Source organism: Micromonospora chokoriensis, from assembly GCF_000718555.1.
Classification (GTDB): Bacteria; Actinomycetota; Actinomycetes; order Mycobacteriales; family Micromonosporaceae; genus Micromonospora; species Micromonospora chokoriensis_B.
The window spans coordinates 1-14,446 of sequence record NZ_JOAN01000011.1; the positions used below are offsets into that span (position 1 = coordinate 1).

The following is a 14,446-nucleotide window of genomic DNA, read 5'->3' on the forward strand; positions in this document are numbered from 1 at the left end:
CTCCCCCCCCCCCCAGCCCCCCCACCCCCACCCACCCCTCCCCCACCCCGCGCCACCGGAGAACAGCAAGGGGTGGGAGGTGTGGGAGGGTCAGGGGGTTGGGGTGGAGAGGCTGGCGCTGGCGGCGTCTCGGGCGGTTTCGCGGGGCATCAGGCGGCCGGAGCGGTAGCCGATGCCGATGCCGGCGATCAGTACGAAGATCGCGCCGAACGTCTGCAACGAGCCGATCAGGGCACCGCCGAGGCCGAGCAGCGGCGCGGCGATGATCAGCATGACGCCGTCGCCGAGGCTGAAGGTGCCGGAGCGGGCCACCGCCCACCCGGTGAGGAGCCAGCCCACGCTGTAGAACGTCGCGCCGACCAGGACCAGCGACCGCGCGGTGGCACCGAAGACCGGCGTGTGCTCTTCGAACCCGGCGAACGGCAGCATCAGCACGGTCCCGGCGATGCTGACCAGCAGCCCGGCGGCGGCCACCCGGCGGCTGCGGGTCGCGGCCAGCAGCCCGGTGAGGGCCAGCAGCGCGAGCAGGCCGAGCCAGACCGCCGCCACCCAACCGATCAGGTACACCGCACGGCCGTCGGCCGGATAGGGGTCGTTGCCCACCCCTCCGTCGCTGGCCATCGCCACCGCGCCGTAGAGGATGGCGTACGCGGGCAGCAGCCACACCGCCGCCCGCGCGAACCGACGCACCGACCAGGCCCAGCTGGCGTTCGTGGCCGGGGCGCCCGGGGTCGGCTCACCGACGAAGGGCAGTACGCCGAACCCGCCACCGCTGCGCCGGGAGCCCAGTGGGGCGACCGGGTCGTGCGCGCCGGGCGTCGGGGCGGAGGACCACATCCGATTCGCCGGATCCTTCATGCGTCACCTCGCTCGTCGTCGAGCGGTGCACCGACGCGCCGGGGCGCCCCGATTGCCTGGTCACCACCCGTCCTAGGACCGATCGTGGCAGGCGTCGGAGCGCCCCATGAGTCTTTCTCGCATTTAACCGGCCGGGCGGCCGGCGTGCTGGATCAGCCGCGCTCGCGCTGGTCGGCAGGATCCTCGGTCAGGCTGGCCGGGGACACCGGCTCCGGGGCGGGCAGCCCCTGCGGCTTGTTGCCGCCGGTGGCCTGCGCCTCGGCGACGCGTACCTCGTCGTGGATCTGCTGGGCGGCGTCCGCCGCGGCCTGCGCCGCCTCGGCGGCCTCGCGCTCGACCTGGCTCGCGTGTTCGGCCGCCTCCGGCGCGGGCAGATCCCCCACCATCTGGCTGAGCCCGCCGAGCGCGCCACCCATTCCCTCCAGGGCCTTGGTCAGCTCCGCCGGGATGATCCAGACCTTGTTGGCGCTGCCCTGGGCGATCTGCGGCAGAGCCTGCAGGTACTGGTAGGCGAGCACCTTCTGACTCGGGTTCGCCTGGTGGATCGCGTCGAAGACAGTCCGGATCGCCTTCGCCTGACCCTCGGCCTGCAGGATCCGGGCCTGCCGGTCACCGTCGGCCCGCAGCACCGCCGACTGCTTGTCACCCTCGGCGGTCAGGATCACCGACTGCTTGTGGCCCTCGGCGGTCAGGATCGCCGCCCGGCGGTCCCGCTCGGCACGCATCTGCTTCTCCATCGAGTCACGGATGCTGGCCGGCGGCTCGATCGCCTTGATCTCGACCCGGGTCACCTTGATGCCCCAGCGGCCGGTGGTCTCGTCCAGCACACCCGAGAGGTGCCTGTTGATCTCGTCGCGGCTGGTCAGCGCCCGCTCCAGATCGAGCGAGCCGATCACGTTACGCAAGGTGGTGACGGTCAACTGCTCGATGGCCTGGAGGAAGCTGGAGATCTCGTAGGTCGCCCGGACCGAGTCGACCACCTTGAAGTAGAGAACGGTGTCGATCGAGACCACCAGGTTGTCCGAGGTGATCACCGGCTGCGGCGGGAAGCTGACCACCTGCTCCCGCATGTCGACCTTGGTACGAACCGCGTCGATGAACGGCACCAGCAGGTTGAGGCCGGGGCTGAGGGTGCGCTTGTACTTGCCGAGCCGTTCCACCACGTCCTGGCGTTGCTGCGGCACGATCCGCACCGCCTTGGCCAGCGTTATCACGGCGATCAACGCCACCGCGATCACCACCACCCCGATTAAGGTCATCCCGTTCACCCTCTCGATTCCGGCAGCTCGCCGGCGGAAGAAACATCGTCCTGCCACACCAGGGCAGTCGCGCCCCGGACCTTTATCACCCGAACCCGTTGACCGGGGTCGTAGACCTGTGTCGTGTCGTACGAACGGGCGCTCCACAACTCACCGTCGATCTTGACAAGACCGTGCTCGGCGTCCACCCGTTCCAGCACCAACGCCGTGGAGCCCTCGATCGCCTCCACGCCGAACGGCTGCTCGCCGCTCTCCAACGCGGAACGACTGTGCCGCCGGATGACCGGTCGGACCACCAGCAGACTCAACGCCGACACCACCGCGAAGACCAGCGCCTGCACCGCGACCGGCGCACCCAGGGCGGCCGCACCGGCGGCAGCGAACGCACCGGCCCCAAACATGATCAGAAATAGCGTCGTCGTAAAGATCTCGGCGACGGCCAGCAGCACACCCAACACGATCCACACCACGGCGTCCACACCACGATCGTGACACGCGAATGCACGCGCGGCCTCCCCGTGAAGATCAGTAGGCTCGGCGAAGCCCTTTTCCGGCCACCAAAACACTACGAATCGGCGGCCCGACCCGAGGAGATCCCGTTGCCCCTGCTACCCGAGACCGCCCGACAGATCGACACCCGGGTCGCCCAGGCACAGGCCGACGGTCACGCCCCATCGTTGCTGCTGGGCGTGGTCCGCGACGGCGCACTGGCGCACCTGGCCATCGCCGGCGACCACCCCCGGCCCGACGTCGACCTGCAATACCGGCTGGGCTCGATCAGCAAGACGATGACCGGCACCCTGATCATGCAGTTGCGCGACGCCGGCCAACTGGCCCTCGACGACCCGCTGGAGCAGCACCTGCCCGGCACCGGCGTCGGCGCGCTCACCCTGCGCCAACTACTCGGCCACGCCAGCGGCATCCAACGCGAACCTGAGGGCGACTGGTGGGAACGGACCGCAGGGGTCGATCTGACCACCCTGCTCGCCGGGATCAGCGCCGACAAGATCGCTTACCCACCGCACCGCACGTACCACTACTCCAACCTGGCGTACGGGCTGCTCGGCGGGTTGCTCGAACGACTCACCGGAATGCCCTGGGCCGATCTGCTCAACGCGCGGATCCTCACCCCGCTGGGCCTGCGCCGCACCACCTACACGGCCACCGAGCCCTACGCCCGCGGCTACGTCGTACACCCCTGGCACGACACGCTGCGCGAAGAACCCCGTACCGACACCGGCGCCATGGCCCCCGCCGGGCAGCTCTGGTCGACGATCGAGGACCTGGGCCGCTGGGCCGCCTTCCTGGCCGACCCCGACCCGTCGGTGCTCGCCGCCGAGACCCTGACCGAGATGTGCTCCCCCGTGGTGATCAGCGACCCCGACTCCTGGACCGGCGGGCACGGTCTCGGGCTTGAGCTCTACCGCGATGGCGAGCGCGTGTACGTCGGGCACGGTGGCTCGATGCCCGGGTACGTGGCCGCCCTCGTGGTGCACCGGCCCAGCCGTACCGCAGTGGTCGGCTTCGCCAACTCGTACGGCTTCCCGATCACGGGGCTCGGCCGGCGGCTGCTGACCACCGTTCTGGACGCCGAGCCGGCGTTCCCGCAGCCGTCGCGGCCGGCCACCGCCGCGCCTGGTGCCGAGGTGGCCGAGCTGACCGGTCGCTGGTGGTGGATGGGCACCCCGTTGGACCTGCGCTGGGACGCGGGTGACCTGGTCGCCCACGTACGCGGTGAGCGGGTCAGCCGGTTCGTCGCCGAGGGGACGGACCGCTGGCGGGGCCGGTCCGGCCCGGAGAACGGTGAGATCCTGTCGGTGCTGCGCGACGACAGTGGACGGGTGCGGGCGGTCGACATCGCCACGTTCGTCTTCACGCGCAGCCCCGACGAGGCCCCCTGACCGGTGCCGCAGGGCGGGGCGGAAGGTCAGGCTGGCTCGGTCACGAAGTCGATGAGGCGTTCCACGGCGTTGATCAGAGGTGTCTCCACGTCGGCGAAGCTGTTCACCCGGGACAGGATGTGCCGCCACATGTCGGCCGGCTCGGCCACCCCGAGGTCCGCGCAGACCCCCTCCTTCCACGGCCGCCCCGGCGGCACCACCGGCCACGCCGCGATGCCCAACGCCGTCGGCTTGACCGCCTGCCACACGTCCACGTAGGGGTGCCCGGTCACCAGCACGTGCGGCGAGTTCACCCGGGCAACGATCCGGCTCTCCTTGCTGCCCGGCACCAGGTGGTCGACGAGCACGCCGAGTCGTCGGGTCGGGCCGGGGCCGAAGTCGCGTACCTCGGCGTCGAGAGCGTCGATGCCGTCCAACGGCTCGACCACCACGCCCTCGATTCGCAGGTCGTCGCCCCAGATCCGCTCGACGAGCGCGGCGTCGTGGATGCCCTCCACCCAGATCCGGCTGGCCTTGGCCACCTGGGCCCGGACGTTGTCCACGGCGACCGAACCGGACGCGGTCCGACGACGGGCCGCCGGCACCGTCGCGCGGGTCGGGCGACGCAGCGTCACCGGGCTGCCGTCGAGCAGGAACGCCGCTGGTAGCAGCGGGAAGTTGCGCCGCTTGCCGTGCCGGTCCTCCAACACCACCGCGCCAGACTCGAAGCCCACCACCGCGCCGCAGAACCCGGAGTCGGCATCCTCCACCACGAGATCTGGTTCGGCATCCACCTCGGGGGTGACCTTGCGCCGCCGCCAGTCGCCCGCCAACACGTCCTCGCCGTATCGCCCCGCCATGTCGATCACGCTAACGCCACCCGCCCCACCGCACCCCCCGACACACCGCCCGCCCCGCCCGGGTGGGGGCTCGGAACGGGTGGGTGCGGGGCCGCTCAGGGGTGGACTGTGGGGTCGGTGGGGCGGGGCCAGTGGGGGCGGTCGGCGTCGCGCAGGGCGGCGGTGCGGACGGCAGCGAGCTGACGCTCCACCTCAACGAACTGGTCCGCCGGTAGCGGGCCCCGGCGCAGCGCGGCGGCGTTCTCCTCGACCTGGGCGACCGTACGGCAGCCCGGGATCGGGATGGTGCGACCGCTGCGCGCCCAGATCCAGCCCAGCGCACCCTGGGCGAGGGTGCGACCGTCGGCGGTGAGCGCGGCACGGACCGCGCCGACGCGGCGCAGCCACTCCGGTGCCGGCCGGCCACCCCGGAACCACTCCAACCAGCCCGGGGCCAGCCCGCGTACGTCGTCGTGGGGCAGTGTCGACCCGGCTGAGTACTTGCCGGTCAGCAGCCCCATCCCGAGTGGACCTCGGTTGATGCTGGCCAGGTCGTACTTGTCGCAGACGGCGAGCAGTTCGGGGGCGTCGCGCAGCACCGAGAGGGTGTGTTGCACGGCGGTGGCGCCGGCGGCGCCGTGCCCGAACGCGGCGGCCCGGTCCGGGCGGTCGGTGCTCCACCCGTAGGCGCGGATCAGACCCTCGGCCACCAGGTCCTCGCAGGCCCCGATCAGCGCCTGCGCCCGCGGCACCGCCAGGTCGGCCAGGTGCAGCTGGTAGAGGTCGATCCGGTCGGTGTCCAGCCGGCGCAGCGAGGCGGTCACGGCACTGCGCAGGTACGCGGGCGACGCGTCCTCGCCGGTGGCCTGTCGGCTGGCCTCGTCGAAGGTGTAACCCCACTTGGTGGCGATCACGGCATCGTCGCGGCGGCCGGCGAGCGCGCGTCCGAGCACCCGCTCACCGTGCCCGGCGCCGTACGTGTCGGCGGTGTCGAAGAGGGTGATGCCCAACTCGAGCGCCCGACGTACCGCCCGCACCGACTCGTCGTCGTCGACCGCACCCCAGCCCAGCGGCTGGGTGCCCTCCGCCCAGGGGCCGCCGATCGCCCAGCACCCCATGCCGAGGGCGCTGACCTCGATGCCGCTGCGCCCCAACGTCCGTGTCGTGACTGCCATCGGCCGATCGTGCCACCTCCACCGGGTCGGGGCGTAACAGATCCGGTGGGCGGACACGCGGGTGCACGGCGACGGTCACACTGCGGCATGATCGACGCCATGCGACGGCTGGGTGTGGACATCGGCGGAGTGATCATCGAGCCGGCCGACGACGACGCCGACACGTCGTTCTTCGGCGCGCACTACCTGCGAACCCCCGCCGTCGTCGGGGCGTTCGACGCGCTCGCGGCGCTCGGCCCGGCGTTCGACGAGGTGCACCTGGTGTCCAAGTGCGGGGAGTCCACCGAGCGGCGTACCCGGGAGTGGTTGGCCCACCACGACTTCGCGGCCCGCACCGGCGTCCCCGTCGAGCGGGTGCACTTCTGCCGGACCCGCCCGGACAAGGCGCCGATCGCCCGGCGGCTCGGCCTGACCCACTTCGTCGACGACAAGCTGGAGGTGCTCGGCTACCTCGACTCGGTGCCGCACCGCTTCCTGTTACGGCCCCGCACGGCGGAGGTCGCCGCACACGCCGCGTTGCTGCCCCGCGTACACCGGGTGGAGAGCTGGTCGGAGCTGACCCCGCTGCTGCGCGCCGACTAGCCGGGCCGGCGCGGACGCCGCGCAGCCGACGCCGCGCGGCGGTCAGGACGGCCAGGCGCGGGCGAACAGGTCGCGGGTGTCGTTGAGCAGCTGCGGCAGGACCTTGGTGCGGCCGATCACCGGCATGAAGTTCGCGTCGCCGCCCCAGCGCGGCACCACGTGCTGGTGCAGGTGCGCGGCGATGCCGGCGCCGGCCACCCCGCCCTGGTTCATGCCCAGGTTGAAGCCGTGGGCGTTGCTGACCTTGCGGATCACCCGCATGGCGGTCTGGGTGTACGACGCCAGCTCGATGGTCTCCGGCACGTCCAGGTCGGTGTAGTCGGCGACGTGTCGGTAGGGGCAGACCAGCAGGTGCCCCGGGTTGTACGGGTAGAGGTTGAGCACCGCGAAGACGTGCTCACCCCGGGCCACCACGAGGCTCTCCTCCGGCGGCAGCTTCGGCCCTCGACAGAAGGGGCAGCCGGTGGGCTTCTCGTAGCCCTCAGCCGGGCGGTCCTCGCCGGAGATGTAGGTCATCCGGTGCGGCGTCCAGAGCCGCTCCAGGCCGTCTGCCATGCCGTCGGTGTCCGTGTGCCGTTCCGCCCCTGTCACGAGCCGATCCTACGGAGCCGCCCGGGCATGCCGCGACACCCGCCGTCGGGAAACTCGATACTGCAAGTTCTTGACGGATCAATGCCGAAACCTGAAGATTCCATGCATCCAAAAACTTGCATAGACTGATGGAGGGTTACATGATCCGACGGCTCGGCAGGTTCCTCGCGGCACTTGCGCTGACCGCCACCACCACAGTGGCCGGCGTCACCCTCACCGCCGGCGCGGCCCAGGCGGACGGCTGCTACACCTGGGGTCGCACCCTGGCCCAGGGGGCATCCGGCGAGGACGTCCGGCAACTTCAGATCCGGGTCGCCGGCTACCCCGGCTACGGCGCGGTGCTCACCCTCGACGGCGCGTTCGGCCCGGCCACCCGGTCGGCGGTGGTCCGCTTCCAGCAGGCGTACGGACTCCCCGCCGACGGCATCGCCGGCCCACAGACGTTCAACCGCCTCTACGCCCTTCAGGACGACGACTGCACCCCGGCCAACTTCAGCTATCCCGAGCTGAACAAGTGCAACAGCGACTGGTCCGGCGGCGCGGTCTCGGCGAGCACCGCCCGGTTCAACGCGCTCGTCTCGATGTGGAAACTCCAGGCCATGCGGCACGCCCTCGGGGACGTGGCCATCTCGATCAGCAGCGGCTTCCGCAGCTACGCCTGCAACAGCGCGGTCGGCGGCGCGTCGAACAGTCGGCACCTCTACGGCGACGGCGTGGACCTGGTCGGATCACCGTCGTTCTGCCGGCTGGCGCAGCAGGCCCGCAACCACGGCTTCGGGCAGATCCTCGGCCCCGGCTACCCGGACCACAACGACCACACCCACGTAGCGGCGGTCGGAGGCTGGTCAGCACCGAACTGCGGCATCTGACCCGGGGGCGCCGCCTCCGGGCACCGGCCTCTCGCGCTGGCCTCCCGCACCGGCCTCCCGGCGAAGATCGCGCTCGAACATGGAAGTAGTGGCCTCCCACACCGGGGAGGCCACTACTTCCTGGATCGAGCACGATCATGCGGCCGGCAGCGTGATCACGCGGCAAGGCGGGCCGCGCAGGCCGGCCGCGCGAGCGGTCGGCCTTACTCCGCGGCGGCGGAGGGGCCGATGTTGGTCCGCGAGCTGACCACGTCCAGGATGTGGGTGACCGCCTCGGCGATCGGCACCCCGTTGCGCTGGGAGCCGTCGCGGTAGCGGAAGGAGACTGTGCCGGCGGCCACGTCGTCGTCACCGGCGATCACCATGAACGGGATCTTCTGCTGCTGCGCCGTCCGGATCTTCTTCTGCATCCGGTCGTCGCCCGCGTCCACCTGGGCCCGGATGCCCTCGGCGCGCAGCGCCGCGACGAAGCCGTGCAGGTAGTCGGTGTGGTCCTCGCGGATCGGGATGCCCACCACCTGCACCGGCGCCAGCCAGGCCGGGAAGGCACCCGCGTAGTGCTCGGTGAGCACCCCGAAGAACCGCTCGATCGACCCGAACAGCGCACGGTGGATCATCACGGGCCGTTGCCGGCTGCCGTCGGCGGCCTGGTACTCCAACCCGAACCGCTCCGGCTGGTTGAAGTCGACCTGGATGGTGGACATCTGCCAGGTCCGGCCGATCGCGTCGCGGGCCTGCACGGAGATCTTCGGCCCGTAGAACGCCGCGCCGCCCGGGTCGGGCACGAGCTCCAGCCCGGAGGTCGCGGCGGCGGTGCGCAGCGCCTCGGTGGCCTCGGCCCAGTCCTCGTCGGCGCCGATGAACTTGGGCGAGTCGTCCCGGGTCGACAGCTCCAGGTAGAAGTCGTCCAGGCCGTAGTCGCGCAGCAGGTCCAGCACGAAGCTGAGCAGCGTGGACAGCTCACCGGCCATCTGCTCACGGGTGCAGTAGATGTGCGAGTCGTCCTGGGTCAGACCACGAACCCGGGTCAGGCCGTGCACGACGCCGGACTTCTCGTACCGGTAGACCGTGCCGAACTCGAACATCCGCAGCGGCAGCTCCCGGTACGACCGCCCGCGCGACCTGAAGATCAGGTTGTGCATCGGGCAGTTCATCGCCTTGAGGTAGTAGTCCGCGCCTTCGAGCTGCATCGGCGGGAACATGGTGTCCGCGTAGTACGGCAGGTGCCCGGAGGTCTGGAAGAGCTGCGCCTTGCTGATGTGCGGGGTGTTGACGAACTCGTACCCCGCCTGCTCGTGCCGTTGGCGGGAGTAGTTCTCCATCTCCCGGCGGATGATGCCGCCCTTGGGGTGGAAGACCGCCAGGCCGGAGCCGATCTCGTCGGGGAAGCTGAACAGGTCGAGGTCCGCGCCGAGCTTGCGGTGGTCGCGCCGGGCGGCCTCCTCCAACAGCTTCAGGTACGCCTTGAGCTCGTCCCGGGTCGGCCACGCGGTGCCGTACACCCGCTGTAGTTGGGGGTTCTTCTCCGACCCCCGCCAGTACGCGGCGGCGGAGCGCATCAGCTTGAACGCGCCGATCAGTCGGGTGGTCGGCAGGTGTGGCCCCCGGCACAGGTCCGACCAGCAGACCTTGTCCTCCTTGGCGTCGAGGTTGTCGTAGATGGTCAGCTCACCGCCGCCCACCTCCATCACCTCGTCGGTGTCCAGGCCCTCGCCCTTGACCTCGATCAACTCCAGCTTGAACGGCTCGGCGGCCAGCTCGGAGCGCGCCTCGTCCAGGCTGTCGAAGCGGCGACGGCGGAACCGCTGCCCGGACTTGATGATCTCCTGCATGCGCTTCTCGAGCTTGCTGAGGTCATCGGGCTGGAACGGCTTGTCGACGTCGAAGTCGTAGTAGAAGCCGTTCTCGATGGGCGGGCCGATGCCCAGCTTGGCCTCGGGGAAGATGTCCTGCACGGCCTGGGCGAGGACGTGCGCGGTGGAGTGGCGCAGCACGTTGAGCCCGTCGGGCGAGTCCAGGCTGACCGGCTCGACGACGGTCTCCTCGGCCGGCGCCCAGTCCAGGTCGCGCAGCTGGCCCTGCGGGTCGCGGACCACGACGATCGCCTTGGGGCCGTTCGCGGGCAGTCCGGCCGCGGCCACCGCGTCGGCCGCCGTGGTCCCGGCGGCGACGACGACGGGGTCGGCCACGGCGGGGGTACGGGGTGCGGACACGATGACTCCTCCAAGTGGTACGAAACGGTGCCGATCCTCGGCTCCTGCCGATGCTATCGGTCGCCCCGCCCCCGACCGGGAACGGCACCTTCCTTAGCGGCGGCGTTGAACCTTTCGCGCCTCACAGCCGAACTAGAAGGTGTGGCTGGAAACGGTGCCGGCCGCGTCGACACGGATGGGGGCACGAGATGGCGAGCACGCACGGCGGTGGCCGTCGGCGGCGGATCGTGGCGGCGACCGCGGTGACCGCCGCTGGCCTGCTGCTCTGGCCTGGCACGGCGTACGCGGCGGACGTGACGACCACCCCGACCGAGGCTCGGCAGGGCGACGCCATACGCCTGGAGTTCACCGTTCCCGAGGAGCGGGCCGGCACGAAGACCAACCAGATCGAGGTCCGGTTGCCGGCCGACGCGCCGATCGCCGAGGTCTACCCGATGTCGGTGAACGGCTGGGCGCCTCGGATCAGCTCCCGCACCCTGGACAAGCCGGTGGCCGGTATCCACTCCTCCGGAGTGAGCACCGTGACGACCGGGGTGACCTGGGTCCGGGTTGGCGAGAGCGATCCAGGGCCGGCCCGGTTGTCGCTCTCCATGGGGCCGATGCCCCAGTCGGAGCGGCTCACCTTCGAGGTCGTGCAGACGTACGCCGACGGCACGGTGGTGAAGTGGGCGGACGCCGCTGGCGCGCACCGGGCGCCGGTGCTCACCCTGCTGCCGGCGGCCCCCGGCGGGGCGGGAGCGGTCGGGCACGGCCACGGTGCCCCGGCGGCCGGCGGCCCGGCCACTGCGGACAGCGGTGGCGACGCACCGCCCGCTAGCGCGGGCGGTGCGCCCGAGGAGTCCGGCAACGCCGACGGGATGTTGGCCGCCGGCCTGCTGGCCGGGTTGGGCGGCGGCGCGGCGATCGGCTGGCTGGTCAGCCGGTGGCGTCGACGCAACCCGGACGAGGCCACCGCGCTCGCCGAGGTGACCGGCGGCCCGGACCAGGCCGCGACCCTCGCCGAGATCACCGGCCGCGCCGACGAGACCGCAACGCCCGAGCCGCAGCCCGCGGGGTCAGGGCAGCCAGGCAGGTAGCGGCTCGCGGGCGGACAGCCACGACTCGGGCACCCCGCCCGGGGTACCGACGCCGGTGTACGCCGCCACCACCGCTCCCGCGATGGCGGCCGTGGTGTCCACGTCCCCACCGACCCGCACGCAGGTCTCGATTGCCGCCGGATAGTCGTCGAGGTGGGTGGCGGCCACCCAGAGGGTGAACCCGACGGTGTCCTGGGCGGTCACCCGGGAGCCGTTGCCGAGCGCCGCCACCACCCGGGGCAGTGGCCGGCCGAGCAGTCCGGCCGCCCGCTGTATGCCCCGATGCACCTCGGTGCCCGGGTCGAGCGCGGCGGCGATCCCGGCGAGCAGGCGCTGCGGGGCGGGCCGGTGCCCGTCGAGGCGGGCCCGGGCGGCCAGCGCGGCGGCGACGGCCACGGCGACCGCGCCGGCGACCCCCTCCGGGTGCGCGTGCGTCACCTCGGCCGAGGCGCGGGCCTGCGCCGCGGCGCGCACGGTCGAGTCGGCGAAGTACGCGCCCAGCGGGCCGACCCGCATCGCCGCGCCGTTGCCGCAGGAGCCCTGCCCGTCGAAGGCGGAGGCGGCGGCCAGCGGCCAGGGGGTGCCGGTGCGGATCAGCTCCAGGATCAGCATGGCGCCCGCCCCGTAGCCGCGGCGCGGAGCGCACCGCTGCGCGAAGGAGAGGGCCAGCCGGTCCCGGTCGATGCTGCCGGAGTCGGCCAGCTCGGCGAGGACCGAGCAGGCCATCTCGGTGTCGTCGGTCCATTCCCAGGGCGCTGGCGGCAGCGCGTCGGCGGCGAGATCCACGGACGTCGACCCGGAAAGGAAGAATTGCGCGCCGAGCGCGTCGCCGGTGGAGAGACCGGCGAGGCTGTCCCGGGCGAGCGCCAGGCGGGCATCGGCGAACAGGGTGAACGACATCGTCGTACCAGCTTGCCCGGTCGCCGGGCAGGTGGCAACGCGATCAACTTGCCAGGCCAAGTACGGTCTTGTCGTGGCCTCCGTGCTCCTGGTCGAAGACGATCACGTCGTACGCGGCGCGATGCTGCGGTCCCTCACCGACCGGGGGCATGCCGTGCACGCCGTGGGTACGGCGTTGGATGCTCTGCGTCGGGTCGCCGCTGAGACACCCGACCTGGTGGTGCTCGACCTCGGCCTGCCCGACCTGGACGGCTCGGACGCGCTGCGGATGTTGCGCGGCATCACCGACGTTCCGATCATCATCGCCACCGCCCGTGACGACGAGCAGTCGGTGGTCAAGCTGCTCCGCGCCGGTGCCGACGACTACATGGTCAAGCCGTTCACCGGGGCGCACCTGGACGCGCGGATCACCACCGTGCTGCGCCGGGCCGGCCGGGCCAGTCGGACGGTGCAGCCCGCGGTGCACAGCGTCGGCGGGCTCCGGGTGGACGTGGGCGAGCGCAGCGCCCAGCTCGACGGGGAGCCGCTGGCGCTGACCCGCAAGGAATTCGACCTGTTGGCGTATCTCGCCGCACGACCAGGGCGGGTAGTGTCCCGCCGGGAACTCTTGGAGGAGGTATGGCGGCAGCCATCGGTCGGCGAGGATCAGACCATCGACGTTCACCTGTACTGGCTCCGCAGAAAGATGGGCGAGTCCGCGGCGAAGCCGCGCTACCTGCGCACCGTGCGGGGGGTCGGGTTCCGGCTGGTGGCACCGGACTGAGGACGGCGCTGGCCCTGCTCACGGCCGGCATGTGCAGTCTCGTCGCGCTCGCGTTTCTGATCCCGCTCGGGCTCAGCCTGCGCGAGCAGAGCCGCGACGAGGCGATCGCCGACGCGGCCCGGCGCAGCGCGCTGGTGACCGGCGCGCTGGCGGTCAGCACCGACCCGGCGGTCGTCGAGCGTGCCGTGGTGGCCAGCGCCGAGGGTGCCCCCACCCGGCCCGTGGTGCACGGGTTGGGGCTGGACGAGTCCGCTACTCGGGCCCATGGCGGCGATCTGGACCGGGCCCGCTCCGAGCGCCAGTCGTTGGTCGTCGACGTCGACGGGGGTGTGGTCCGGCTCGACCCGGTCGTCCTCGGTGACCGGACGGCCGTGGTAGAGGTGTTCCTTCCGGACTCGACGCTGGGCGAGGGCGCCGGCGGCACCTGGCTGCTGCTGTTCGCGGTCGGCGCGGCGATGGCCGGTGCGGCGGTGCTGGTGGTCGACCGGGTCGCTGCCCGCGCGGTGGACTCGACCCGGGGCCTGGTCAAGGCCGCGCTCTCCATCGGCGACGGCGACCTCGGCGTACGCGTCGAGCCGACCGGGCCTCGCGAGTTGGCCGAGGCCGGGTACGCCTTCAACCGGATGGCGGACCGGTTGGACGCCGCTCGCACCGACGAGCGGGAGTTGGTCGCCGACCTGTCGCATCGGCTGCGTACCCCGTTGACGGTGCTGCGATTGGACGCGGAGGCGCTGGAGTCCGACGACACCAGCGTGGGTTCGTTCAGCCCGGCGGAGTTGGACCGGCTGCGCGGGATCCGGCGGATCCGGCAGGCGATCGTCACCCTGGAGGGTGAGATCGACGTGTTGATCAAGACGACCCGCAAGTCGGTGGCGCACGAGGCCGGGCCGGCGATGTGCGACGTCAGCGAGGTGGTCCGGGACCGGATGGTGTTCTGGGCAGCGCTGGCCGGCGACCAGAACCGGCCACAGCGGGTGAACGGCGCGCAGCTGCGCATCCCGGCGCCGGTGCCGCGGGCCGAGTTGGCCGCCGCGCTGGACGCGGTGATCGGCAACGTCTTCCGCTACACGCCGCAGGGCACCGCGTTCGAGGTGGCGGTGTCCCGGCGCGACGGTTATGTGGCGATCCGGATCGACGACGCCGGCCCCGGCATCGCCAACCCGGACCGGGCGCTGCGCCGGGGCACCAGTGACCAGGGCTCGACCGGGCTCGGCCTGGACATCGCCAAGCGGGTGGCGTTGCAGGCCAACGGCTCGGTGAGCATCGACCGTGCCCGGCTGGGCGGGGCCAGCGTGGTGATGCTGCTCGCCGACCCGGAGGCGACGCCCCGGCAGGTCAGCCGCTTCGGTCTGGTCGGTCGGATGGCCCGCGACGCCCGGGACACGAAGACCACCGGACGTCGCTGGCCCCGCCAACGCCCCACCGACGACTGACCGGGCCG

At 72.0% G+C, this 14,446-nt stretch carries 14 protein-coding genes; 6 read left to right on the forward strand and 8 right to left on the reverse strand.

The window, feature by feature from the left end:
* Nucleotides 1-90: 90 nt before the first annotated feature.
* The 3 genes from IF46_RS0115740 to IF46_RS0115750 all read right to left on the reverse strand — a co-directional run bounded on the left by IF46_RS0115740 (nt 91) and on the right by IF46_RS0115750 (nt 2,596).
* Nucleotides 91-858, reverse strand: coding sequence for a hypothetical protein (locus IF46_RS0115740; RefSeq protein ID WP_030489096.1), 768 nt, complete (start codon nt 856-858; stop codon nt 91-93).
* A gap of 152 nt (nt 859-1,010) precedes the next feature.
* Complete coding sequence (locus IF46_RS0115745) at nt 1,011-2,117, reverse strand: SPFH domain-containing protein (RefSeq protein WP_030489097.1); 1,107 nt, start codon at nt 2,115-2,117, stop codon at nt 1,011-1,013.
* Between the two features lie 5 nt (nt 2,118-2,122).
* Nucleotides 2,123-2,596, reverse strand: coding sequence for an NfeD family protein (locus tag IF46_RS0115750; RefSeq protein WP_030489098.1), 474 nt, complete (start codon nt 2,594-2,596; stop codon nt 2,123-2,125).
* Nucleotides 2,597-2,716: 120 nt separating this feature from the next.
* On the opposite strand from IF46_RS0115750, the gene IF46_RS0115755 reads away from it, so the two are divergent.
* Nucleotides 2,717-4,018 carry a serine hydrolase domain-containing protein gene (locus IF46_RS0115755; RefSeq protein ID WP_030489099.1) on the forward strand — a complete coding sequence of 434 codons (1,302 nt, stop codon included), beginning with the start codon at nt 2,717-2,719 and terminating at the stop codon, nt 4,016-4,018.
* A 26-nt stretch (nt 4,019-4,044) separates the two neighbouring features.
* On the opposite strand, the gene IF46_RS0115760 is transcribed toward IF46_RS0115755, so the two are convergent.
* Together IF46_RS0115760 and IF46_RS0115765 are read right to left on the reverse strand one after the other, a co-directional pair.
* Nucleotides 4,045-4,857 (reverse strand): DUF3097 domain-containing protein, encoded by an 813-nt coding sequence (locus tag IF46_RS0115760; RefSeq protein WP_030489100.1) that lies wholly within the window; start codon nt 4,855-4,857, stop codon nt 4,045-4,047.
* Nucleotides 4,858-4,952: 95 nt separating this feature from the next.
* Entirely contained in the window at nt 4,953-6,011 is a 1,059-nt protein-coding gene (locus IF46_RS0115765; RefSeq protein ID WP_030489101.1) for an aldo/keto reductase, read from the reverse strand.
* A gap of 99 nt (nt 6,012-6,110) precedes the next feature.
* On the opposite strand from IF46_RS0115765, the gene IF46_RS0115770 reads away from it, so the two are divergent.
* The gene (locus IF46_RS0115770; RefSeq protein ID WP_232234058.1) at nt 6,111-6,593 is read left to right on the forward strand and encodes a hypothetical protein; all 483 of its coding nucleotides are present in this window, start codon (nt 6,111-6,113) and stop codon (nt 6,591-6,593) included.
* 42 nt (nt 6,594-6,635) lie between these two features.
* On the opposite strand, the gene IF46_RS0115775 is transcribed toward IF46_RS0115770, so the two are convergent.
* Nucleotides 6,636-7,148: an HIT family protein gene (locus tag IF46_RS0115775; RefSeq protein ID WP_198041460.1), complete on the reverse strand. Its 513-nt coding sequence runs from the start codon at nt 7,146-7,148 to the stop codon at nt 6,636-6,638.
* Nucleotides 7,149-7,324: 176 nt separating this feature from the next.
* Here IF46_RS0115775 and IF46_RS0115780 point away from each other — a divergent pair, with 176 nt between their 5' ends.
* On the forward strand, nt 7,325-8,053 hold the full coding sequence (locus tag IF46_RS0115780; RefSeq protein ID WP_030489104.1) for a D-Ala-D-Ala carboxypeptidase family metallohydrolase: 729 nt from the start codon (nt 7,325-7,327) through the stop codon (nt 8,051-8,053).
* Between the two features lie 203 nt (nt 8,054-8,256).
* Here the strand turns inward: IF46_RS0115780 and thrS are convergent, their stop codons facing one another.
* Nucleotides 8,257-10,266, reverse strand: a complete 2,010-nt coding sequence (thrS, locus tag IF46_RS0115785; RefSeq protein ID WP_030489105.1) for a threonine--tRNA ligase — start codon at nt 10,264-10,266, stop codon at nt 8,257-8,259.
* A gap of 188 nt (nt 10,267-10,454) precedes the next feature.
* Here thrS and IF46_RS0115790 point away from each other — a divergent pair, with 188 nt between their 5' ends.
* On the forward strand, nt 10,455-11,342 hold the full coding sequence (locus IF46_RS0115790) for a DUF1775 domain-containing protein (RefSeq protein ID WP_051723940.1): 888 nt from the start codon (nt 10,455-10,457) through the stop codon (nt 11,340-11,342).
* Here the strand turns inward: IF46_RS0115790 and IF46_RS0115795 are convergent.
* The gene (locus IF46_RS0115795; RefSeq protein WP_030489107.1) at nt 11,322-12,242 is read right to left on the reverse strand and encodes an ADP-ribosylglycohydrolase family protein; all 921 of its coding nucleotides are present in this window, start codon (nt 12,240-12,242) and stop codon (nt 11,322-11,324) included. The two genes, IF46_RS0115790 and IF46_RS0115795, sit on opposite strands and share 21 nt — an antisense overlap.
* Nucleotides 12,243-12,315: 73 nt before the next feature.
* Here IF46_RS0115795 and IF46_RS0115800 point away from each other — a divergent pair, with 73 nt between their 5' ends.
* Nucleotides 12,316-13,005 (forward strand): response regulator transcription factor, encoded by a 690-nt coding sequence (locus IF46_RS0115800; RefSeq protein ID WP_030489108.1) that lies wholly within the window; start codon nt 12,316-12,318, stop codon nt 13,003-13,005.
* Nucleotides 13,006-13,034: 29 nt separating this feature from the next.
* Complete coding sequence (locus IF46_RS0115805) at nt 13,035-14,438, forward strand: HAMP domain-containing sensor histidine kinase (protein WP_030489109.1); 1,404 nt, start codon at nt 13,035-13,037, stop codon at nt 14,436-14,438.
* The last annotated feature ends 8 nt before the right edge of the window (nt 14,439-14,446 follow it).

Coding starts and splice junctions, on each gene's coding strand:
- IF46_RS0115760 (WP_030489100.1), bottom strand. CDS start 4,857: ATGGCGGGGCGATACGGCGAGGACGTGTTGGCGGGCGACTGGCGGCGG.
- IF46_RS0115790 (WP_051723940.1), top strand. CDS start 10,455: ATGGCGAGCACGCACGGCGGTGGCCGTCGGCGGCGGATCGTGGCGGCG.
- IF46_RS0115765 (WP_030489101.1), bottom strand. CDS start 6,011: ATGGCAGTCACGACACGGACGTTGGGGCGCAGCGGCATCGAGGTCAGC.
- IF46_RS0115805 (WP_030489109.1), top strand. CDS start 13,035: ATGTGCAGTCTCGTCGCGCTCGCGTTTCTGATCCCGCTCGGGCTCAGC.
- IF46_RS0115780 (WP_030489104.1), top strand. CDS start 7,325: ATGATCCGACGGCTCGGCAGGTTCCTCGCGGCACTTGCGCTGACCGCC.
- IF46_RS0115775 (WP_198041460.1), bottom strand. CDS start 7,148: ATGGCAGACGGCCTGGAGCGGCTCTGGACGCCGCACCGGATGACCTAC.
- IF46_RS0115770 (WP_232234058.1), top strand. CDS start 6,111: ATGCGACGGCTGGGTGTGGACATCGGCGGAGTGATCATCGAGCCGGCC.
- IF46_RS0115795 (WP_030489107.1), bottom strand. CDS start 12,242: ATGTCGTTCACCCTGTTCGCCGATGCCCGCCTGGCGCTCGCCCGGGAC.
- IF46_RS0115740 (WP_030489096.1), bottom strand. CDS start 858: ATGAAGGATCCGGCGAATCGGATGTGGTCCTCCGCCCCGACGCCCGGC.
- IF46_RS0115745 (WP_030489097.1), bottom strand. CDS start 2,117: ATGACCTTAATCGGGGTGGTGGTGATCGCGGTGGCGTTGATCGCCGTG.